This window comes from Dermacoccus sp. NHGro5, from assembly GCF_017565385.1.
In the GTDB taxonomy this organism is placed as follows: domain Bacteria; phylum Actinomycetota; class Actinomycetes; order Actinomycetales; family Dermatophilaceae; genus Dermacoccus; species Dermacoccus nishinomiyaensis.
The window spans coordinates 115,340-135,529 of record NZ_JAGEKQ010000008.1 but is presented as its reverse complement, the minus strand read 5'-3'; the positions used below and the strand labels follow the sequence as shown (position 1 = coordinate 135,529).

The following is a 20,190-nucleotide window of genomic DNA, read 5'->3' as shown; positions in this document are numbered from 1 at the left end:
TCTCAGCTCTCAGCGAGGCAGCCGCGGGCTTCAGCAGATCGCCAAGGGGCGCACGAGCGTTCGTCGCAGGCCAGTGCACGTCGAGCGTCGAAATGATCCGCTGGGCGTCAGACCTCGAGGAAGTCGACCAGCTGCGGAGCGATACCGACGTACGTCGCGGGCGTCATCTCGACGAAGCGTGCTTCGACGTCGGCGGGCAGGCCGAGGCCGCGCACGAACTCGCGCAGGTCGTCGCCGGTGATGCGGCGTCCGCGCGTCAGTTCCTTGAGGCGCTCGTAGGGCTGCTCCATCCCCGGCACGCCCTGGGCGCCGAGCGCGCGCATCGCCGTCTGGATCGGCTCGCCGAGCACCTCCCAGTTGGCTTCGAGGTCCTTGGCCATGGCGCCCGGCACGGGGTCGAGACCACCGAGGCCCCGCGCGACGTTGTCCATGGCCAGCACCGAGTGCCCGAATGCGGTGCCGATGTTGCGCTGCATCGAGGAATCCGTGAGGTCGCGCTGCAGGCGCGACGTGACGAGGGTCGAGCCGAGGACGTCGAGCAGCGCCGAGCTGACCTCGAGGTTCGCCTCCGCGTTCTCGAAGCGGATCGGGTTCACCTTGTGCGGCATCGTCGACGATCCGACGGTGCCCTGGCCGCGCACCTGCGCGAAGTAGCCCATCGAGATGTAGGTCCACACGTCGGTGCACAGGTTGTGCAGGATGCGGTTGAAGCGCGCCATGTCGGCGTACAGCTCGGCCTGCCAGTCGTGGCTCTCGATCTGCGTCGTGAGCGGGTTCCACGTGAGGCCCAGGCCCTCGACGAAGCTCTGGCTCAGCGCCGGCCAGTCGGCGCTCGGCACGGCGGCGGTGTGCGCGCCGAACGTGCCGGTGGCGCCGTTGAGCTTGCCGAGGAACTCCTGGGCCTCGATGCGGCGCAGCTGTCGGCCGAGGCGGTGCGCGAGCACGGCGAATTCCTTGCCCATGGTCGTCGGCGTCGCCGGCTGGCCGTGCGTGTGCGCGAGCAGCGGCACGTCCCGCATGTCGCGGGCCATCGTCGCGACCTGCTCGACGAGCGTCGTCGCCTTCGGCAGCCACACCTGCTGCGTCGCACGCTGCACCATGAGGGCGTAGCTGAGGTTGTTGATGTCCTCGCTCGTGCAGCAGAAGTGGATGAGTTCCGAGAGCTGTGCGGCGTCGTCGTGGCCCGCGTCGGCCACGATCTGCGTGAGGCGGCGCTTGAGGTAGTACTCGACTGCCTTGACGTCGTGCACCGTCTCGCGCTCGATCTCGGCGAGTTCGGCGATGTCGTCACCGTCGAACTCCTCGACGACGTCGCGCAGCGCCTCCTTCTCGCCGTCGTCCAGCGCGCGCACGCCGTCGAGAATGCCGGCGTCGGTGAGGTGGATGAGCCACTCGACCTCGACGTGGACGCGCATCCGGTTGAGCGCGGCCTCCGACAGGTGGTCGACGAGCGGGGCGACGGCGCCGCGGTAGCGGCCGTCGAGGGCTCCGAGGGCGATGGCGGGCTGGGTGTCGGCGAGGCTGTGCATGCACCCATTGTTCCAAACGACGAGCCCCGGACGCGTGTCGCATCCGAGGCTCGTCCTCACGGTGGAGTCAGCGCTTTCGGGCCCGCAGCGGGAGCCACACCGCCAGGCCCATGAGCGCCATCGCCAGCGGGACATGGATGGCGGCCATGACGTCCTTGCCCTCGTCCACGATGAGCCCCCCCGAGATAGGCCTCGAGGATCAACAGCACCGTCAACGCCAGCGCACCGAAGGTCAGGTCGGTGCGTTCACGCAGCTTCAGGAACGCCCACACCGTGGCGAGGAGCGCGAACCCGATGGCGGCCTTCCCGCACCACGAATGGACCTCGAGCCAGGGCGTCTTCTCAGGGTCGGTGTCGGGCGTCGACATGAACAATCCGGCCCACAGGCCCTGCAGCAGCACGGCGAGCGACGCGACGCCGACGAGTGCTGCGAACGTACGAGTGGGTGCCGTCGCGGCTGAGGAATTCGCGGGCGTGGAGCTCGTCATGATGGTCCTTCGCGTGGAATGGAGCAGTGTCCCCACAGCCAACCGCGTCCACCTAGGAGAAGGCTCTCGTCCGGAACCGGCAGACCTGACAAGTACCTGGGATTTTCCTGGGCCAGGGCCGGCTTACCTCACCTGCTCGTCACTCGGCGTCTCGACCGTTCTCGGCCTCGGGTGAGAAAGCGATGACGTTGAAGGTCTCACCCTCGGGCCCGCGAATCGTCGCCTCCGGCCCGAACGGGGTGTCGAAGCTCATGAGCACCTCGCCGTCGAGCTCTTCGACGATGGCGACGGTGGAGTCGCGGTCGGCGACGACAAAGTGCGTCAACCAGTTCGCGGGAACGTCGTCGGGCAGCTGCGTCGTGAGGTGCATGCCCGCGACGACCTCGCCGTCGCTCGCGCGCTTGATCGTGACGTAGTCGCTGCCCATCTCCTCGTACGAGAAGCCGAAAACCTTGCCGTAGAACGACTTCGCGCCCTCGAGGTCGCGCGTCATGAGGTCGTTCCAGCCCACGGAACCAGGCTCGTTGAAGATGCCGAACCCGGGGTGCTCGCCGCCCTGCCAGACACCGAACGCGGCCCCCTCGGGATCCTGGAAGAACGCCATGCGTCCTGTGTTCGGCACGTCCATCGGCTCGACGAGCGTGCGGCCGCCGGCGTCGCGGATGGCGCCAGCGGTCGCGTCGACGTCGTCGCTCGCGAAGAACGTGGACCACGCGCTCGGAACGTCGGGCTGCATGCGCGGCGCCAGCCCGGCAGCAGCGTGGTGATGCTTGAGCGCGACGGCATAGCCGCCCATGTCGTCACCGCCCTCGCGGATCTCCCAGCCGAACAGCTTGGCGTAGAAATCCTTCGCTCGGTGCATGTGGTCGAAGCTGCAGTCGACCCAGTTGGGCGTGCCGGCGGGCCAGTTCGTGGTGCGGGTTGGCATGACGACTCCTTCGGTCGCGGTGAGGCCGTCCGGCCTCGCTCGGTGACGTTCCCAGCCAATCACGTGACGCAGACAACCGCGCGGTTCCGGGCCTGCCGGGAATCGCATCTTGTCCGCGGTGCGTCGGCGCCTCGCGCATGAGGCGCCGACAGGCCTCGCCTACGCCGGCCCCGAGATACCTCAGGATTCGGTGGACGGGCGCGACACCATCGCTCAGCACATCGCCGGTTGACGCCGCGAGGCTGGCCCCCACCGTTCGGTGTGCGCCGAGCTTGGAGAACTGCGTTCGAGACGGGCGCGACGGGTAGCACCTATGACACCCGTCGATCAGCCTGGACCACCGATCGTCGAGTCGCTGCGGCCAGGTCGCTCAGACGAGCCGATGCGCCCCCGCACTCGCAAGCGCGACGAAGGGCTCCGGCTCGGGGAAGCCGCCGTCGCGCGCCGCGCGTCGAGCGGCCGCGACGGCATCATCGACGCCTTCGACGTCGACGAGCGCGATGACGCACCCGCCGAAACCCCCGCCCGTCATGCGTGCGCCGTACGCGCCACCGGCGACGAGTGCGGCGGCGAGCGTGTCGACGGCCGGGACGGTGATCTCGAAATCGTCGCGCATGCTGACGTGTGACGCCGTGAGCAGTGCCCCGACGTCAGGCGCTTTGTCCCGCGTCACGCCACCGGTCAGGAGAGCGTCGACGGCGAGGACCCGCGCGGAGTCGGTGATGACGTGGCGCGCGCGGCGGCGCGGCACGTCGGGCAGCCCGGCGAGGCGCGCATCGACGGCGTCGACGTCGCGTCCGTCGATCTCGGCGCACAGTAGCCCGCGGGCGATGCCCAGGGCGTCGGCGGCCTCCTCACACGCGCGGCGGCGCTCGCCGTACGCACCGTCGACGAGCTCGTGCGGCGCGTGCGAGTTGACGACGAGCAGCGCGAGGCCCGCGTCGGCGAGGTCGAACGGCACCTGCATCGTCTCGTTCGTCAGCGTGTCGAGTCGCAGCGCGTGCCCCGCTTCGCAGAGCACGGACGCGAGCTGATCCATCGTTCCGGTCGGTGCTCCCGCGATCTCGTTCTCGGCGAGGCGCCCGAGCCTGGCGATGCCCGACCCGTCGAGCCCCCAGCCGGCGAGGTCGTTCCACGCCGACGCCGTCGCACAACTCAAGGACGCCGACGACGACAACCCGGCGCCGCGCGGTACGTCGGCCGCGAACGCGATGTCGAGCCCCGGCACGTCGAGGCCGTCGCGACGGGCGGCCCATCCCACGCCGGCGGCGTAGGATGCCCATCCGAGGCCCGCCTCCCGCGACACCTCGCCGAGACGCACCTCGACACGCTTGCCTTCAGAGGCGAGGCGCACGAGATCGTCGTCGCGCCGACGTGCGACGGCGACCGTACCCGTCGGCAGGGCGATGGGTAGGACGTAACCACCGTTGTAATCGGTGTGCTCACCGATGATGTTGACGCGGCCCGGCGCCCACCACGCACCGTCGGGTTCGCCTGCGTCCGAGCCGAACTCGCGATCGAACAGGGAGCTCGCGTCGTCGAGCAGGCGACGCTGCGTCGAGGTCGGCGTCGTCATGACGACTCACCCACTTCGCGGCCTGAGCCGCCGTCGAACGCGTCTGCCACCTCACGCAGGCGCTGTGCGACAGCTTCGGGGGAGACGTCGTTGCTGAACGCACCCTGCCCCGACTCGGTGCCGGCGAGGTACTTCAGCTTGTCGGCGCTGCGACGAATAGAGAACAGCTCGACATGCAGCCACGCGAGCTCGCGGTCCGGGTGATCGGCCTTGGCCGGCGCCTGCTGCCACGCCGAGATGTACGGCAGCGGCGCGTCGTAGAGGGCATCGAAGCGGGTGAGGACGTCGCGGTACAGCGCCGCGAGCCCGTCGCGCTGGGCGTCGTCGAGGGCCGCAAGGTCGGCCACCTGCGTCCGCGGATACAGGTGCACCTCGACGGGCCAGCGCGCCGCGAACGGCACGAACGCCACCCAGGTGTCGTTCTCGGCGACGATGCGGGCGCCGTCGGCGAGTTCGCGGGCGATGACGTCGCCGAACAGGTTGCGCCCCGTCGCGTCATGGTGGGCGCGGGCGCGCGCCAACTCCGTCGCCGCGCGTGGCGGCACGAACCCGAACGCGTAGATCTGCCCGTGCGGGTGTGGCAGCGTCACCCCGATCTCGACGCCGCGGTTCTCGAACGGATAGACGTACTCGACGCTGTCGCGCGCGGACAGCTCGCGCGTGCGGTCGGCCCACGCGTCGACGACGAGGCGCGCCTGCTCGAGGCCGAGATCCTTGAACGACGCGTCGTGTCGTTCGCTGAAGCACACCACCTCGCACGCGCCGTGCGCGGGAGCCGAGGCGAACAGCGGGTCGTCCTCGGTCGGGACGTCGACGACCGCGTCCGACAGTGCCGGGAAGCGGTTGTCGAACACGACGACCTCGTACGAGTCGGACGGCACCTCGCTCGCGTATCCGTCGCGACTGGGGCACAGGGGGCACTCGTCGGCGGGCGGCATGAACGTGCGGTTCTGCCGGTGCGCGGCGAGCACGATCCGTTCGCCGGTCAGGGGATCGCGACGGATCTGCGACATCGGGGTCGTCGTCGGCAGGTCGCGGGTGTCGGGGCTCGGCTCACGGCCCGCGGTGCGGTCGTACCAGCGGATCGTGCGGCCGTCAGCGAGACGGCCGTCGGTTCGGAACATCACAGATGCACCCATTCTGTTGCGTGCGTGCGGAATTCGGCAGGCTCCAGGCTAGCCGCGCCGGTCGGGATGCGGCCGAGGGGCTGGGCGCCGGCCGCGGTGGGCAGGTCGTCGATGTTGGTGCGCTCGGCGAGATCGGGCTCGCTCGGGTAGCTGCCGACGACGTACCCGATGAGGTCGAGCTCGCGGCGAGCGAGGGCCTCGGCGGTCAGCGCCGTGACGTTGAGGGTGCCCAGGCGCGAGGCGACGACGAGGACGAAACCGGCGCGAGCGCCGGCGTCGCGCAACGCGATTCCAAGGTCGGCCAGGGTGTTGCCCTCGCCGTCGAGGTGCACGAGCAGCCCCCCGGCACCTTCGACGATGACGGTGTCGACGTCGTCCCTCTCGGCGATCTCGAGGACGCGACGAGCGTGCTCGGCGACCGTCGGCAGCGTCACCTGGGCCAGCCGAGCTGCGGAATCGGGGGCGAGCGGGTCGGGCAGCCGGACGAACTCGTGCGTCGTGAGCGAGCCCGTGGCCGCGTCGTCGCCACCCAGATCACCGACAAGACGCGCCACCTCGTCGACGTCGCCGGCCTCGCCCGGCGCGAGACCCGTCTGCGTGGGTTTGACGACGGCCACGTGCATGCCCTGTGCGATGAGAGCCGCGGCGATGGCGGCCGTCGTCACCGTCTTGCCGACCTCGGTGTCGGTGCCGGTGACGAGCAGGATGGGCGCGGTCATGCGATCTCCTCGAGAGGTGGGGAAACGGGCGGGCCGGCAGCAGGTCGCGGAGACTCCGAGCTGCCGGCTCGTTCGTGCGACGTCGCGCGAAGCACGCCGTGCAGGATGCGTTCGACGTCGGCGAGGTCGTCGTCAGTGATACCGGCGTTGGCCGTCAGGCGTAGGCGCGAGATGCCGTCGGGTGTGCTCGGTGGGCGGAAGCAGCCGATGCGCAGGCCCTCTCGTCGGGCAGCGTCGACGGCGGACACGGCACTGCGCGGTGACGGCATGGGAACGCTGAGGACGGCGCCCGCAGGCACCTCGACGCCGACGATGTCGGCCAGTCGTGCTGCGACCTCGCGGGTGCGTGCGGCGAGTTCGGGTCGCGCGACGAGCTGGCGCAGAGCACCCAGCGCGGCTCCGGCTGACGCGGGAGCCAGGCCGGTGTCGAAGATGAACGGGCGTGCCGTGTTGACGAGATGCTCGCGCAGCGCGGCCGAGCCGAGGACCGCGCCGCCCTGGGCGGCGAGGGATTTCGACAACGTCACGGTCGTGATGATGCGCTCGCGGCCCGGGCGATCGAGCAGAGCGAGCGCCCGCACAAGGCCTTCGCCCCGCTCGCCGATGACTCCGAGGCCGTGTGCCTCGTCGACGACCAGGAGCGCATCGTGCTCGATCGCGAGGTCGAGCAGTTCGCGCAGCGGGGCAGCATCCCCGAGCACCGAGAAGATCGACTCGACGACGATGACGGCGCGCGGCTCGGTGCGTTCGACGAGCTCGTCGCGGACCGCGGCCACGTCGAGGTGCGGAGTGACGGCGACGCGCGCCTTCGCGAGCCTCATCCCGTCGATGAGGCTCGCGTGGTTGTGCGCGTCGCTGATGATGACCGTGTCAGCCGTGCCGAGGGACGTCATGAGGGAGAGATTGGCGTGGTAGCCCGTGGAGAACACGAGTGCGGCCTCATGCCCCAGGTGCGTGGCGAGTTCGCGTTCGAGCGTGACATGCGAGGCATGCGTGCCCGTCACGAGGCGGCTCGCACCGGCGCCCGCACCGTCGTCCTGGAGCGCGGCGACGGCTGCGGCGATGACGTCAGGGTGTCGCCGCAGCGCGAGGTAGTCGTTGCCGGCGAGGTCGATGCTGACGCCGTCGAGCTGGTCGTCGACGGCCGTGCGGGTGAGGCCCACCTCTTCGCGGCGCTGTGCGGCGTCGCGCAGGAAGACGGCGTACTGATCGACCTGACCGCCGCGGACGGTCGCATCCGCTGGGGCTGAGGCGCCGGCGTCAAGGCCCCCGCGTGGCACGGCTGCGCCGTCCGTCGAGGCTTCGGGCTCCATTCCGTCAGGCCTGCTCATCGCGACTCCTCGCTAGCTCGGCAGCCGGCGTCGACGCTCGCCCGCACTGCGGCCGTGACGCCGCGCACGATCGTCGCGAGATCATCGTCGGTGCACACGTACGGCGGCATCGTGTAGATGAGGCCCCGGAACGGGCGGATCCAGACGCCTTCGGCCAGTGCCGCCTCAGTAGCGCGCGTCATGTCGACGTCGCCCTCCAACTCGACGACGCCGACCGCACCGATGACGCGAACGTCCTTCACACCCGCGATGCTGCGCAGCGGGCCGAGCCCGGCCTCGAGGGCGCCCTCGAACTGTGCTGCGCGCGTGAGGCGTTCGGCGTCGAGCAGGTCGAGGCTCGCAAGTGCGACGGCGCACGCGAGGGGGTTACCCATGAATGTCGGGCCGTGCATGACAGCGCCCGTGCGATCGCTGATGCGCTGGCCCACCTCGTCGCTGCACAGCGTTGCGGCGAGGGTCAGGTACCCACCGGTCAACGCCTTGCCGACGCACATGATGTCGGGTGTGACGCCGACGCGTTCGGCCGCCCAGAGGGTGCCGGTGCGTCCGAAACCGGTGGCGATCTCGTCGAAGATGACGAGCGCCCCGTGCTCACGGGCGAGTTCGGCGAGGAATCGCACGCACTCCGGGTCATGGATCCGCATGCCGCCGGCGCCCTGCAGCAGGGGTTCGAGGATGACGGCGGCGATGTCGTCGGCGTGCTCGGCGAACAAGCGCGCGGTCTCGTCCTTCCACGCGGCCATCTCGCCCGCGTCAGCGACGAGGCCGGAAGACGGGTCCGCGGGTGCGGGCGGCAGCGGCGCGAAGATCTGCTCGGGCAGCGTGCCGCGCCAGAGCGTGTGCATACCGCCGTCGGGGTCGCAGACGCTCATCGGGTGCAACGTGTCGCCGTGGTAGCCGCCGCGGACGGTGAGGATGCGACGCCGTGGCCGGTCGTCGGCGGCGAAGCACTGCAGCGCCATCTTCATTGCCACCTCGACGCTGACGGAGCCCGAATCGGCGAGGAACACTCGGTTCAACGCCGCACGTTCCGGCTGTGGGTGCGGCGCCATCGCGACGAGGCGCTCGGCGAGTCGGATCGCGGGTTCGTGCGTCAAACCGCCGAACATGACGTGCGACATGCGCTGTAGCTGCCCCGTGGCAGCCGCATCGAGCTCCGGCACGCCGTAGCCGTGCACGGCGCACCACCACGAGCTCATCGCGTCGATGACGTCGCGGCGCGTTCCGTCGGCCTCGACGAGACGCAGCCGCACGCCGGAGGCGGACTCGACGACGTGGGGCGGTACTCCTGCCGTGGCACTCGCGTAGGGGTGCCACACGTGGGCGGCGTCGAGGGTGAGCAGCGCGTCGACGTCCGTGGTCATGGCCGCATCCTCTCATCCCACGCCCGGTTACCCGCGAGTCCGGAAGGCGGCCTCGAGCACGGGCGGCGTGATGCGTCTCACCCTAGGATCGAGCGCCGACAACCGCGTCCTTCCGCGGTTGTCGGCCGTTCTCGCTACTGTGAGGCCATGATCACGGATCTCGCGGTGACCGCCATGATCGGCGCCTGCGTCCTCGCCGCCATCGCAGCAATGACGGCGTGGCTCGCACGCTCGATCACGTCGGGCACGCTGCCCTTCCGCGGTAGGCTCGCGCTGCGCCCGCGCGGCGTTGCACGCACCCCTGAGGCGTTGCTCGACGCCAACCGCGCCGCCGCGCCCTTCATGATGCGTTACGCGCTCATCGTGGGGGTGCTCGCCGTTCTCGTCATCCTGGTCGCGCCGTTCAGCGACATCGCCGCCGTGATCGTGCACCTCGTCGCCATCGTCATGGTGTGCCTCGGCGCATGGGTGTGCTGGGCGAAGGCGCGACGAGCCGCCGCGTCTTCGTCCGTCGTGGATCCCACCGTCGGGACGACGGATGCCGCGCGGCCCGAGTAGCGCAGATCAGATGCCGTAGCGACGAAGGAAACCGCTGAGATCCTTGCCCGCGGCCTTCTGCGCCTCGGCCTTGAATTGGGCGCGGGTGATGCTCGAGTGGGCGTGGCCCGTGGCCAACGTGCGCAGGAATGCCGTGAAGCGCGGTGCGCGCGCCTGCTCGATCGAGCCGTCCATCTCACGGCGCAGCTCCCGCATGAGGCCACCCGCGTACTGATACGTCAGCTTCGCCACCTTCATGTGGGTCGGCACGCGCCAGGTCGTGGGCGGCGTCAGTAGGGGAGCCCACATCGCGGCGGAGGTGCCTGACGTGGCACGCAACATCTGCACATAGTCCCATTCCAGGAGCTGCGCCAGGCCCTCCTGGATCAACACGACGTCCGCCCAACTCGCCGCGGTCACGCTGTTGCCGAACCACATGTGCGCATTCTCGTGGGCGACGAACGCGGCTGTGTTGCAGGACGCGTCGTAGGTCGGCCCGCCGACGGTCTCCTGAGCGCCCACACCAATATCTTTGACCAAGACCCCGCCTGCGTGCGAGAAGGGGAAGCTGCCGTAGCGCGCCGCGAAGTACGACAAGGCCCGCGGGGTGTGATCGAGCAGGGTCGATTTCGTGAGCCCCGGCTGTGCCGCCACGCCGTAGGGAACGTCACGCCCGCCGATCGACCACGTACCCGAGGTGACGCTGAACGGCCCGACGGCGAGGCCGAGTTGGTAGGTGGCGCTGGGTTCGGCGACAGCGAAGCGAATGTTCGTCATCGCGGTGCGGCCCGAGGTGTAGAACGTCTGTGAGGTCGGCCTCGCCAGCATGACCCGGTTGGCCCGCTGGGTCGAGATGCTGACGCCGTAGGTCGATTTCACGTCGAGCCGGTCGTTGCACGGGAACCAGTGCGTGGCGGCGATCGGCTCGCCGGCGACGACGAAGTACGCCCCGGCGATCAACAGCGAGGCGGTGCGGTTCGCGTCGGCGGAGACGTTGTAGCCGACCTTGAGCGTGAATCGCGCTCCCGCCGGCGGCGAGAAGCCGCTGACGGTGAATCGGCGATGCCCGCCCTGGTCGCCGTACGTCGTGGCGACGCTGGACGTCCTGGAGAATCGCACGGCCTTGCCGTTGATCGACACGACGTTCGGTGTGTGCTGGAAGTCGACGAAGAGGTTCGTCATCGATCGCGCAGCGACGCACGTCATCGTCGTCGAACCGAAGAGCCGCGGCGAGCTGCCGGTGAGGATCGTGTCACCGATCTGGTAGTGCAGCACGCGGTAGCGGCTGTCGCCGAAGCGCGGGTACGAGGGGTCTGTGGTGTCGCCAGTGCTGACGTCGTCGAAGTGGCGACACAGCCCAGGGCCGCGGCGCCCGCACCGCCCAGGAGCGCATTCCGGCGGCTGACGTGTGAACAGGTCAATTCGGGCATCGTTCCCCCTCGCGACATTGGCCTCGACCCCTGTCGATGCCTGAACCCTCAGGATACGTTCAGATGTGACTCGGGTCACCCCCGACGTCGCTCACGACCTCGCGTCTGCCGGCCACGCGCGGTCAGACGCCGGCGCCGCCACTGATCGCGCCGTGACGCGAGCACTCGGCCGACCATCCCGTCGGGATGATCTGCACCTTCATGCGCCGCGCGCACTGCGCGCAGAAGCGCGGCGGCTCTTCCGAGGCGAGCCACCGAGCGCACGTCGCGTGGTCGGCCGCCTCGGGCGCCAACCCGCACCGCGTGCAGAACGCGGGCTCATCACCCGAGTTGCCCGCCGCCGCGACCTGCGAACCCCGCCCACGCACAGCCGGGCCCCCCACGACCGCACCCTGGTCGCGGCCCGGCAGCGTCGCGTCACTCATCGTCGTCATCTCTCGTGCAGGGCGCGTCAGAGTGTCGCGTTGAGGGCCTTGATCGGCATGTTGAGCTCGCCGAGCAACGACAGGTCTTCCTTCGGGTCGCGCCCGAGCGTCGTCAGGTAGTTGCCGACGATGACGGCGTTGATGCCGCCCATGAGCCCGTCACGCGTGCCGAGGTCACCGAGCGTCAGCTCGCGGCCGCCCGCGTAGCGCAGGATCGTGCGCGGCAGTGCGAGACGGAACGCGGCGATCGTGCGCAGCGCGTCGTTCGACTCCATCGGCTCGATGTCGCCGAACGGCGTGCCGGGGCGCGGGTTGAGGAAGTTGAGCGGCACCTCGTGCGGCTCGAGCTCGGCGAGCTGCGACGCGAGTTCGGCGCGCTGCTCGAGCGTCTCACCCATGCCGACGAGACCACCGCAGCACAGTTCCATGCCGCTGGCCTTGACCATCGTGCACGTCTCCCAGCGCTCCTCGTACGTGTGCGTCGTGACGACGTCGGGGAAGTACGACTTCGCGGCCTCGAGGTTGTGGTTGTAGCGGTGGACACCCATGTCGCGCAGGTCGTCGACCTGCTCCTGCGTCAACATGCCGAGAGACGCGGCGACCTGGATGTCGACCTCGTCGTGGATCGCCTTGACGCCCTCGCGCATCTGCTCCATGAGCTTCGCGTCCGGCCCGCGCACGGCGGCGACGATGCAGAACTCCGACGCGCCCGTCTCGCGCGTCTGCTTCGCGGCGCGCACGAGCTGCGGAATGTTGAGCCACACCGAACGCACCGGCGACGTGAACTGCCCCGACTGCGAGCAGAAGTGGCAGTCCTCGGGGCAGCCGCCCGTCTTGAGGGAGACGATGCCCTCGACCTCGACCTCGTCACCGTTGTACTTCAGGCGCACCTCATGGGCGAGCTGCAGCAGCTCCTCGAGGCGATCGTCACCTGTGCGCAGCACCTCGACGAGGTCGTCGTAGCCGAGCGGCTTGCCCTCCTCGAGCACGATGCGGCGAGCGCGCGCCAGAACGTCCTCGTCGGACGTGGGAGCCTGCGTGAGCGGTGCGTCGGTGATAGTCATGCGGCCTAGGTTAACGACCATTAACCGAGAATTGGGCGCCGGTCCTGAACCGGCGAGTAGGTGTTGAATGCCTTGCCCCGTCAGGAGCAGGGCGCGCGGGCCCGCCGCGCCTCCCGCATCCCGGGCGGCCGTGGGCATACCCACCCGAGCGGGTGGGGTTGCACCACGCGACGAAGCGCCGCCTCGACGTTTCGGCCCACGCCCTCGCCGACGAGATCCGCAGCGACGGCAAGGGGCTCGACGTCCTCGTCAACAACGCCGGCGTCATGACGCCCCCGGAGCGCATGCTGACGAAGGACGGCCACGAACTGCAGTGGGGCAGCAACTTCCTCGGCCCGTTCGTCCTGACGACCCTGCTCCTGCCGACGCTGCTGGAGGGGCGCGCCGCGTGTCACGACGATGTCGAGCATCGCCGCGCAGGCGGCGTCGATCAACTTCGCCGACGTCGAGTGGGAGAAGAAGTACTCCTCGTGGCGCGCGTACGGCCAGTCGAAGCTCGCCGACCTGCTCATGGGCCTGCATCTCGCCCGCGTGTCGCAGGAGCGCGGCTGGAGGCTCCTTTCCACCATCGCGCACCCCGGCTACACGAAGACCAACCTGCAGAGCGCCGGCGCCGCCGCGCTCGGTTCCGGACGCACGACGATGATGATGCGCATCATGGACCTCGACGTGCTGCCGAGCATGGACGCCGTCCAGGGCGCCGGCCCCGAACTCATGGCCACCACCGACCCGGCGGCCCGGAACGGCGCGTTCTACGGCCCGAAGAGCCGCACCGGCATGACCGGAGAGGCCGCCGAGGTGCCGGTGTACCGCAGCGCCAAGGGCCCGACCCTCGCCGCATCCGTGTGGGCGCTCGCGGCTGCGACGACGGGCGTCGACCTGCCGCGCGCCTGAACCGCTGGCGGGCGAAACCCCTGACGGACGCAGCGCCCAACGGACCAGGCACCTCACGGACGAAAGCTCCTGACACGACGAAGCGGGCTTTGAGACCAGATGGTCGCGGAGCCCGCTTCGTCGGTCAGCGCTCAGCCGGCCGGGTGTCTGACGCTCAGCTCGTACGCGGGCGGTCCTCGTCGTCGCGGGCGAGGTGCTTCGGCGTCGAGTGGCTCTCACCGGCGAAAAGTTCCTCGACGATGCTCGCAGGCGTTGCGCCGTGCAGACCGGGCGTCGTGGCCGCGTGCTCCGAGGCGTCCGCGTCCGTCGCCGTGCCCGCCGTCTCCGTCCCCGCAGCGTCGGACAAGGCGGCCGAGCCGGCAGCCGCACCGGCGACCCCATCGGTCGTGCCGGCGGCTGCGCGCTCCGCAGCGTGCTCGGGCGAGCCGGGGCGCGCACCGTGCTGGTTGAGGCTCTCACCTTCGACGTCGACGTTGGGCATGATCTTGTCGAGCCACTTCGGGATCCACCAGGCGTGCTTGCCCAGCATGAGCATGACGGCCGGGATGAGGATCATGCGCACGAGGAACGCGTCGAGGAAGACGGCCGTCGCGAGCGACACACCGATCGTCTTGATGAGCGCGTTGTCCTGCGAGGCGAACGCGGCGAACACCGAGATCATGATGAGCGCGGCGGCGACGACGACGCGGCCCGAGTGGCGGAAACCGTCGATGACGGCGTCGCGTGCGTCCATGCCGTGGGCGTACGCCTCACGCATGCGCGTGGTGAGGAAGACCTGGTAGTCCATCGCGAGGCCGAACACGATGCCGATGAGCAGCGTCGGCATGAAGCTCATGATGGGCTGCGGGTCGAACCAGCCGAACGTGCCGTCCTGGACGAGCTTCACCGTCACGCCGAGCGTCGCGAGGATCGAGGCGAGGAAGCCCAGCGTCGCGAGCAGCGGCACGACGATCGAACGGAACACGAGCACGAGCAGGACGAACGCGAGCCCGACGACGATGGCGAGGTACGGCGCGAGCGCGTCGTTGAGCTTCTCCGACACGTCTGCGGCGATCGCCGTCTGGCCGGTGATGCCGACCTTGACGTTGCTCGACTTCTCGATGTCGGCCTGACCGTCGCGCAGGCGCGTCAGCAGGTCGTCGGTCTTCTTGTCGGCGGGGCCCGTCTTCGGCGTGATCATGACGACGGCGCCGTCACCCTTCTTCGCCATCTGGACGATCTGCGCGTTGGCGACGTCGTCCTCCTTCGACGCCCACTGCACGACCTTGCCGTACGCCTGCATCTGCTTGCCGGCGAGTTCCTTCTGCGCCGCGGCGTCCGTGCCGGAGACCTTGATGTCACGTCCGTCGAGTACGGCGATCATCGGGGCGTTCTTGCCCGGGCCGAAGCCCTCGGCGAGCAGGTCGGCGCTCTGACGCGCCTCGGTGTTCTTCTCCGCCGTGGCGTCGGAGGGCAGGCCGAGGTGCAGGTTGCTCACGGGTGCCGCGAGCACGCCCAGAAGGGCGACGACGCCGAGCGCGACGGCCCACGGAGCCTTGCGGATGCCGCGACCGAGTCGGACCGAACCGTTGACGAAGTCGTGGTCGGAGTCGTCGGCGGTCGTGTCCTTGCGCACCCGCCCACCGAACGCCTTGCCCTTGAGCATGCCCATGAGAGCGGGCAGCAGCGTCAGGCTGACCATGACGGCGACGAAGACGGTGCCCGCGGCGCCGAGACCCATCGCCGTCAGCATGCCGATGCCGAGCACCGAGAATGCGGACAGCGCGATGAGGACGGTGAGACCGGCGAACACGACGGCCGAGCCGGCCGTCCCGAGGGCACGACCCATCGCGTGGGCACGCTCGTCGTTCTTCGTCCGGTCGACGTGCCGCAGCTCGCTGCGGTAACGCGACAGGATGAACAGCGCGTAGTCGATGCCGACGGCGAGACCGATCATCGACGCGAGCGCCGTCGTCGTCTCCGGCAGGTCGAAGAAGTACGTCGCACCCGTGATGCCGAGCGTGCCCAGCAGCAGCCCGATGACGGCGTTGAGGATCGGCATGCCCGCCGCGACGAACGAACCGAACGTGATGACGAGGACGACGAGCGCGACGGCGATGCCGATGAGCTCCGAGGTGCCGCCGGGCTGCATCATCTCCTGCATGCCCTGACCGCCGGCGACGATCGTCAGACCGTTCTTCGCCTCGGCCGCGGCATCCGAACGGATCTGCTTCTGCGTGTCCTGCTTGATGTCCATGACGTTCTCGACATCGAAGTTCCACGAGATCGTGCCGATGCGCCCGTCCTTCGACAGCGGCGACAGGGCCTGGGCGTTCGCCTCGGCCTGCTCCTTCGTCATGCCCTGCTTCATCGACTGCGCGACGAGCTGCTTGCTCTGCATCTGCGCGGCGACGACGGGGTTCGCGATGGTCTGCGCCTCAGCGCCCTTCGGCATCTGCGGTGCGCTCTGCAACTTCTTGACGAGCGCGTCGATCTGGCCCTTGTACGGCTGCTCGGAGAGCGTGTGACCCGCCGGCGCCTTCAGGACGATCTGGCCGTTGACCTGCTTGTCGGCAGCCTTGGCGTCGGGGAAGAGCTCCTTCTGCATCTCGGCCGCCTTGAGCGACGGGATGCCGGGGATGGTGAACTCGCTGGACATCGGCTTGCTCTTGGCGGCGGCGAAACCACCGACCGCGAGGATCGCGATGAGCCAGCCGACGAGGAAGAACGGCCACTTCTTGTAAGCCGTCCGCCCGAGGCGGTAGAGGATGTTTGCCACGAAGATCTCCTTGCGAGTGGCGGGTGGACGAAGGATGCGCGACGCAGTGCGTCGAGACGGTGGTGATGAGACGGTGGTGCGAGACGGGTGGTGAACGTGGGCCGATCGGGCGGGCTCGCGGACAAGGGCTGATGGGGGTCTGAGAGGGCGGGCGTCGCTGCCTCAGTGCTCTTCGTGCACCTCGACGGCGGCTGCGAGCACCTCGTGGAATCGGGTCGTGAAGTCGATCGGCGGAGCATCCTGGCCGCCCGCGAAATCCTCCAGCGTCAGCTTGAGCATGCTCAGCATCGTCGTGGCGAGGACGCGGGCCCGCAGATCCGACGGCTCCCACCCCTCCCGCTGGGCGATGGCGTCACGCAGCATGGCGGCGACGACCTCGAAGCGGTGGGCGACGAGTTGCATCACCTTCGCGTCGGACATGATCGCCCGATTGACGAGGGCGCGGTGTCCGGGGCTCGTGGCGTCCAGGTCGTCGGCGGAGGCGATGACGGTGTCGATGGCGTGGACGAGATCGTCGACGAGTCGGCCGTGGGGCTGCTTCTCGAGGAACAGTTCGAGCGCCCCGGGGCGCGGGTTGTTCTCGTCGAACGGGCCGAGAACGGCCGAGGCCTTGTCCGGGACGTGATTGAACAGGGTGCGGCGGCTGACGCCGACGCGTTCGGCCAATTCGTCCATCGTGAAACCGTCATAACCCCGTTCGATGACGAGGGTCGCGGCAGCCTCCTGGATCTCGACGAGACGCCGCATCGCGCGCGCCGTGCGAGACGCGGGCTGGGTGCAGGCTGTGGTGTGCACGGGCCCCCTTCGACTGTTGCACTGAAATCTTCAGCAGTGCAATGTTGCACTTTCGTCGCGCTAGGCGCAACTAAGGCGGGGGTGACCTGCCTCACGGCGGGTGCTGCTCGCTGCGATGGCGCGACGGGGCGTGGCAGCGGACGTCAGGGCAGGGAGCCTGGGGCGGACATCGGTCGTCACGGTGAAGGGGCTGCAGCGGCGGCCGCGTCCGGCGTCATCGAACGACTCGGCGCGGTGCATGGGCGAACGCGCCGCCGGTGGCTAGGCTCGGTCGAGAACAGCGCCGTTCGACGGCGCACGTCACGACGAAGGGGATTGGCCATGATCACCGCTCGCGAGGTGCACGACGCCGAGTTTCGCCGCGCCGCGGCCGGCACGCCGAGATACGACGAGGTGGCTGTGGACGACTTCCTCGACCGTGTCATCGCGACGCTGACGGCGCTCGAGCAGGGCCACGGCAGCGTCACCGACGCCGTGACGTCCCACGAGGTCGTGGAGGCGGAGTTTCCCGAGCGAGCCGCCGACGTCAACGGCGGCTACGACATGGACGACGTCGACGACCTGCTCGACCGCGTCGCTCAGCGCCTGTTCGCCGCCGAGACCTCCGGTTCGAACGGCGGCGAGACGCTCCACGCCGACGATGAGTGGGAGCCCGCGAGTGAGTTGAGCGACGACGATCTCGCCGACCCCCGGCGCGACGACGGTGGTGTCCGTGACGCCGCGGCGCTCGCCGTCGCGTCAGGCGCGCCGCGCGGCGCGGTTCAGAGTGACACCAGGGCCGACGACGAGTGGCAGAGCGCCGCGGTGACCGACGGCGTTCGTTCTGGCGCCGACAATCAGCGTGGTGGCGCGGAGCCCACCCCCGAGCGTGGCTACGACCAGGTCGACGACTCGCGTGGGGGCTCGTTCGGCGAGCCCGGGGTGCGCGTGCCGCAGGTTCGCCCCGACGGCACGTGGGACGAGGAGCCGACCGACGAGACCCGTCACGAGAGGCTCGGCGAGCCCGGGGTGCGCGTGCCGCGGGTGCGTCCCGATGGATCGTGGGATGACGCCGACGAGCACGCTGACCACGAGGCGCCTGCGCTCGCGACTGGCGACGCCAAGTCTGAGGGCGACCCGGCGAAGGGATTCCTCGGTGCGCATGATGACGCGGGCGCTCAGGACGATCACCGCACCCAGCGTGTGGTCGATGCAGAAGATGTCGCGGGCGACTCAGAGCGGCGCGGCCCCAGTGGCGAGCACGTCGTCGAGGCAGGTGCGGGCGGCCGCGTCGTCGATGACGCCGTCGAGGGTGACGGGCACGCCGTCGATGACGAAAGGACCGTCCAGCAGGGCATCAACCCCGTCGGTGGGGAGCCGCTCGACGAAGCTGGCGACGCGCGCGACGAGGCCCGACGCGAGGCGTCGCATGCGTCGGCGCAGGTGCACCCTGTTGGTGGCGGACTCGCCGCTACCGGCGACGAGCTGATCGACGACGAGGGCGCTGACGACGATTCTGGCCGCGACGCGGTCGCGTCGGCCGACGAGGGCGACGACAGGAGCGACGAGGCGTCGCGAGGCGTGCCGATCGAACGCGTCGAGCGATCGGCCGAGTCGGGCGATCAGCGCGCGGCGACCATCCGTCCTTCGATGGGCCAGTCGTGGACGGGCGGCGCTGCCGACGACGCGTTCACCGAGTCGGTCGCGGACGCGAACGACGTCGATGAGCAGGGCGCAGAGGCCCAGAGCGCAGGTGAGGTGCCCGTCGTACACGAGCCTGTCAGCGAAGAATCGATCATCTCCTACCCTGCGACGGATCATCGGGTTCCGTTGCCCCGCGGCGATGTTCGCCGTGCGATGTCCGACGCTGACCGCCAGGCGGAGGGGCACTACCACCCCGAGTTCAGCGCCTACGCCACGCCCGAGGTCTTCGCCGAGCCCGCCGGCTCCGAGATCCCCCCGATCGAGCCGGCGGCGCCCCGCAGCGACGTGGTTGCCGAGCACCAGAGCGAACCGCGTCACCTCGATGAGACCCGCGTCGGCTCGGCCGCCGACCCCGCAGCCGCGGATTCCGTCCTCGATCACGCTGGCATGGACGGGGGTGCGTTCGACCGCACGCCGTCCGACGCTACTCCCGCTTCGACGCAGACCGGTGCCACGACCGAGTCGTCGCCGTGGGACGAGCCGATCGTGTCGCGTGACCCGGCCGTCGCGTCTCATCCCTCCGACGTAGCCGCGGACGACCTGTTTGCCGACGAGGCGCCGGTCGCCGCGTTCGACCCGCACGCTGGAAACGATTTCGATCCCTTCGCCCAGCCGAGCGGTCCGACCGCGATGACGCCGCGCCTGCCGTCGCCCGAGGCGGATGGCACGTCGCGTGCTCAGGTGGACGACGCCGGCGCACGCCACGACGAGACCCCCACGTCGCATGATGCGGTGCCCGGCTCGCGTCGCGAAGCGTCGGCGCACGTGGGTGAGGCGTTCGAGTCGCGTGACGAGACCTCCGCGTCCGACGCCCACACTGCTGCGCCCGATGACGAGTCGTCAGTAACAGGTAACGCAGCCGCCGGGGGAGACGACGAGGCGCCCGCGCCGGCATTTGCGGCGCTTCGCAGAGTCGCACCCGCCAAGGAGGAGGTCGCTCGCGTGCGTGAGCCCCACGACGATCGCGACGCGATGGGCGCCCCGGCGCCCGTCGCCGCCGAACTCGCCCGCCGCGCGGCCGAGCGCGAACGCCTCGCGGCTGCAGGCCACGCTGCAGAGGGAGAGTCTGCCGAGACGGCCCGGACGGTGGGTGACTCGTCAGACGCGTCCTCCAGCGTCCCCGCGCCCCAGGTGGACGGATCGGGCAGTGACGCAGCGGCCAGTTCGTCGCCGCAACGTGCCTCCGACGACACGCGGGCCGCGAACGGCGGTCAGGCCCCGTCGAGTGATGATGAAGACGACGCCTGGAGTGTCGGACGTCCAGAGCCCATCGACGCAGCCGAGCCGATCGACGCCGTGAAGCAGCCGGAGACGATCGAGGCGCCCAAGCCGTTGCCGGCGCGGGACGACACGTCCCGCAAGGGCATTCTGCGTCGCATCTTCAGGGGCTGATTCAAGGGCTGGGCGAGGCCACTGACGCGCCGCCCCCGGCGCGTCCATCCTGGTGGGCAACGTGTGACGGGCTGAGGAACCGATGGGCGTTCCCTGACTCGCTGGGCGTTGCCCATCGGCGCGTCGCCACCCTGAGACCACGGTGCTCGG

At 69.8% G+C, this 20,190-nt stretch carries 17 protein-coding genes; 3 read left to right on the top strand and 14 right to left on the bottom strand.

Annotated features, from left to right (window positions below):
* Positions 1-107: 107 nt before the first annotated feature.
* The 8 genes from purB to J4Z35_RS04775 form a co-directional block, all read right to left on the bottom strand.
* Complete coding sequence (purB, locus tag J4Z35_RS04810) at positions 108-1,529, bottom strand: adenylosuccinate lyase (RefSeq protein ID WP_074039646.1); 1,422 nt, start codon at positions 1,527-1,529, stop codon at positions 108-110.
* Positions 1,530-1,585: 56 nt separating this feature from the next.
* Complete coding sequence (locus J4Z35_RS04805; RefSeq protein WP_131940379.1) at positions 1,586-1,930, bottom strand: hypothetical protein; 345 nt, start codon at positions 1,928-1,930, stop codon at positions 1,586-1,588.
* A gap of 226 nt (positions 1,931-2,156) precedes the next feature.
* A complete protein-coding gene (locus J4Z35_RS04800) occupies positions 2,157-2,945 on the bottom strand; it encodes a VOC family protein (protein ID WP_074039650.1) in 789 nt (262 codons plus the stop codon).
* 370 nt (positions 2,946-3,315) lie between these two features.
* A complete protein-coding gene (gene galK, locus J4Z35_RS04795) occupies positions 3,316-4,521 on the bottom strand; it encodes a galactokinase (RefSeq protein WP_074039652.1) in 1,206 nt (401 codons plus the stop codon).
* Positions 4,518-5,645 (bottom strand): galactose-1-phosphate uridylyltransferase, encoded by a 1,128-nt coding sequence (gene galT / locus J4Z35_RS04790; RefSeq protein ID WP_074039784.1) that lies wholly within the window; start codon positions 5,643-5,645, stop codon positions 4,518-4,520. Before galT ends, galK begins: the two co-directional genes overlap by 4 nt.
* A complete protein-coding gene (gene bioD, locus J4Z35_RS04785; protein WP_038566593.1) occupies positions 5,645-6,367 on the bottom strand; it encodes a dethiobiotin synthase in 723 nt (240 codons plus the stop codon). The genes galT and bioD overlap by 1 nt, the downstream gene beginning before the upstream one ends.
* On the bottom strand, positions 6,364-7,698 hold the full coding sequence (locus J4Z35_RS04780) for an 8-amino-7-oxononanoate synthase (protein ID WP_235006068.1): 1,335 nt from the start codon (positions 7,696-7,698) through the stop codon (positions 6,364-6,366). The genes bioD and J4Z35_RS04780 overlap by 4 nt, the downstream gene beginning before the upstream one ends.
* Entirely contained in the window at positions 7,695-9,062 is a 1,368-nt protein-coding gene (locus J4Z35_RS04775) for an adenosylmethionine--8-amino-7-oxononanoate transaminase (protein WP_074039654.1), read from the bottom strand. Before J4Z35_RS04775 ends, J4Z35_RS04780 begins: the two co-directional genes overlap by 4 nt.
* Positions 9,063-9,209: 147 nt before the next feature.
* On the opposite strand from J4Z35_RS04775, the gene J4Z35_RS04770 reads away from it, so the two are divergent.
* Positions 9,210-9,620, top strand: coding sequence for a hypothetical protein (locus tag J4Z35_RS04770; protein ID WP_074039656.1), 411 nt, complete (start codon positions 9,210-9,212; stop codon positions 9,618-9,620).
* A 6-nt stretch (positions 9,621-9,626) separates the two neighbouring features.
* Here the strand turns inward: J4Z35_RS04770 and J4Z35_RS04765 are convergent, their stop codons facing one another.
* From J4Z35_RS04765 to J4Z35_RS04750, 4 genes are all read right to left on the bottom strand, one after another.
* Complete coding sequence (locus J4Z35_RS04765) at positions 9,627-10,874, bottom strand: M1 family aminopeptidase (protein WP_074039658.1); 1,248 nt, start codon at positions 10,872-10,874, stop codon at positions 9,627-9,629.
* Between the two features lie 277 nt (positions 10,875-11,151).
* The gene (locus tag J4Z35_RS04760; protein WP_136788592.1) at positions 11,152-11,454 is read right to left on the bottom strand and encodes a hypothetical protein; all 303 of its coding nucleotides are present in this window, start codon (positions 11,452-11,454) and stop codon (positions 11,152-11,154) included.
* A gap of 26 nt (positions 11,455-11,480) precedes the next feature.
* Positions 11,481-12,518, bottom strand: a complete 1,038-nt coding sequence (gene bioB / locus J4Z35_RS04755; RefSeq protein ID WP_006947112.1) for a biotin synthase BioB — start codon at positions 12,516-12,518, stop codon at positions 11,481-11,483.
* An 80-nt stretch (positions 12,519-12,598) separates the two neighbouring features.
* On the bottom strand, positions 12,599-12,928 hold the full coding sequence (locus J4Z35_RS04750) for a hypothetical protein (protein ID WP_208065399.1): 330 nt from the start codon (positions 12,926-12,928) through the stop codon (positions 12,599-12,601).
* On the opposite strand from J4Z35_RS04750, the gene J4Z35_RS04745 reads away from it, so the two are divergent.
* Entirely contained in the window at positions 12,918-13,412 is a 495-nt protein-coding gene (locus J4Z35_RS04745) for a hypothetical protein (protein WP_074045921.1), read from the top strand. The genes J4Z35_RS04750 and J4Z35_RS04745 overlap by 11 nt on opposite strands.
* A gap of 154 nt (positions 13,413-13,566) precedes the next feature.
* Here J4Z35_RS04745 and J4Z35_RS04740 read toward each other — a convergent pair whose 3' ends face one another.
* Positions 13,567-16,170 (bottom strand): MMPL family transporter, encoded by a 2,604-nt coding sequence (locus J4Z35_RS04740; RefSeq protein WP_074045922.1) that lies wholly within the window; start codon positions 16,168-16,170, stop codon positions 13,567-13,569.
* A 162-nt stretch (positions 16,171-16,332) separates the two neighbouring features.
* On the bottom strand, positions 16,333-16,965 hold the full coding sequence (locus J4Z35_RS04735; RefSeq protein ID WP_074039661.1) for a TetR/AcrR family transcriptional regulator: 633 nt from the start codon (positions 16,963-16,965) through the stop codon (positions 16,333-16,335).
* Positions 16,966-17,286: 321 nt separating this feature from the next.
* Between J4Z35_RS04735 and J4Z35_RS04730 the strand changes: the two genes are divergently transcribed.
* Complete coding sequence (locus J4Z35_RS04730) at positions 17,287-20,040, top strand: DivIVA domain-containing protein (protein WP_074039663.1); 2,754 nt, start codon at positions 17,287-17,289, stop codon at positions 20,038-20,040.
* The last annotated feature ends 150 nt before the right edge of the window (positions 20,041-20,190 follow it).

Bases quoted from the DNA above. Each gene is read 5' to 3' on its own strand.
- bioD (WP_038566593.1), bottom strand. From the start codon at position 6,367: ATGACCGCGCCCATCCTGCTCGTCACCGGCACCGACACCGAGGTCGGC.
- J4Z35_RS04800 (WP_074039650.1), bottom strand. From the start codon at position 2,945: ATGCCAACCCGCACCACGAACTGGCCCGCCGGCACGCCCAACTGGGTC.
- purB (WP_074039646.1), bottom strand. From the start codon at position 1,529: ATGCACAGCCTCGCCGACACCCAGCCCGCCATCGCCCTCGGAGCCCTC.
- J4Z35_RS04760 (WP_136788592.1), bottom strand. From the start codon at position 11,454: ATGAGTGACGCGACGCTGCCGGGCCGCGACCAGGGTGCGGTCGTGGGG.
- J4Z35_RS04775 (WP_074039654.1), bottom strand. From the start codon at position 9,062: ATGACCACGGACGTCGACGCGCTGCTCACCCTCGACGCCGCCCACGTG.
- J4Z35_RS04745 (WP_074045921.1), top strand. From the start codon at position 12,918: ATGTCGAGCATCGCCGCGCAGGCGGCGTCGATCAACTTCGCCGACGTC.
- galT (WP_074039784.1), bottom strand. From the start codon at position 5,645: ATGTTCCGAACCGACGGCCGTCTCGCTGACGGCCGCACGATCCGCTGG.
- J4Z35_RS04730 (WP_074039663.1), top strand. From the start codon at position 17,287: ATGATCACCGCTCGCGAGGTGCACGACGCCGAGTTTCGCCGCGCCGCG.
- bioB (WP_006947112.1), bottom strand. From the start codon at position 12,518: ATGACTATCACCGACGCACCGCTCACGCAGGCTCCCACGTCCGACGAG.
- galK (WP_074039652.1), bottom strand. From the start codon at position 4,521: ATGACGACGCCGACCTCGACGCAGCGTCGCCTGCTCGACGACGCGAGC.
- J4Z35_RS04780 (WP_235006068.1), bottom strand. From the start codon at position 7,698: ATGAGCAGGCCTGACGGAATGGAGCCCGAAGCCTCGACGGACGGCGCA.
- J4Z35_RS04750 (WP_208065399.1), bottom strand. From the start codon at position 12,928: ATGCTCGACATCGTCGTGACACGCGGCGCGCCCCTCCAGCAGCGTCGG.
- J4Z35_RS04770 (WP_074039656.1), top strand. From the start codon at position 9,210: ATGATCACGGATCTCGCGGTGACCGCCATGATCGGCGCCTGCGTCCTC.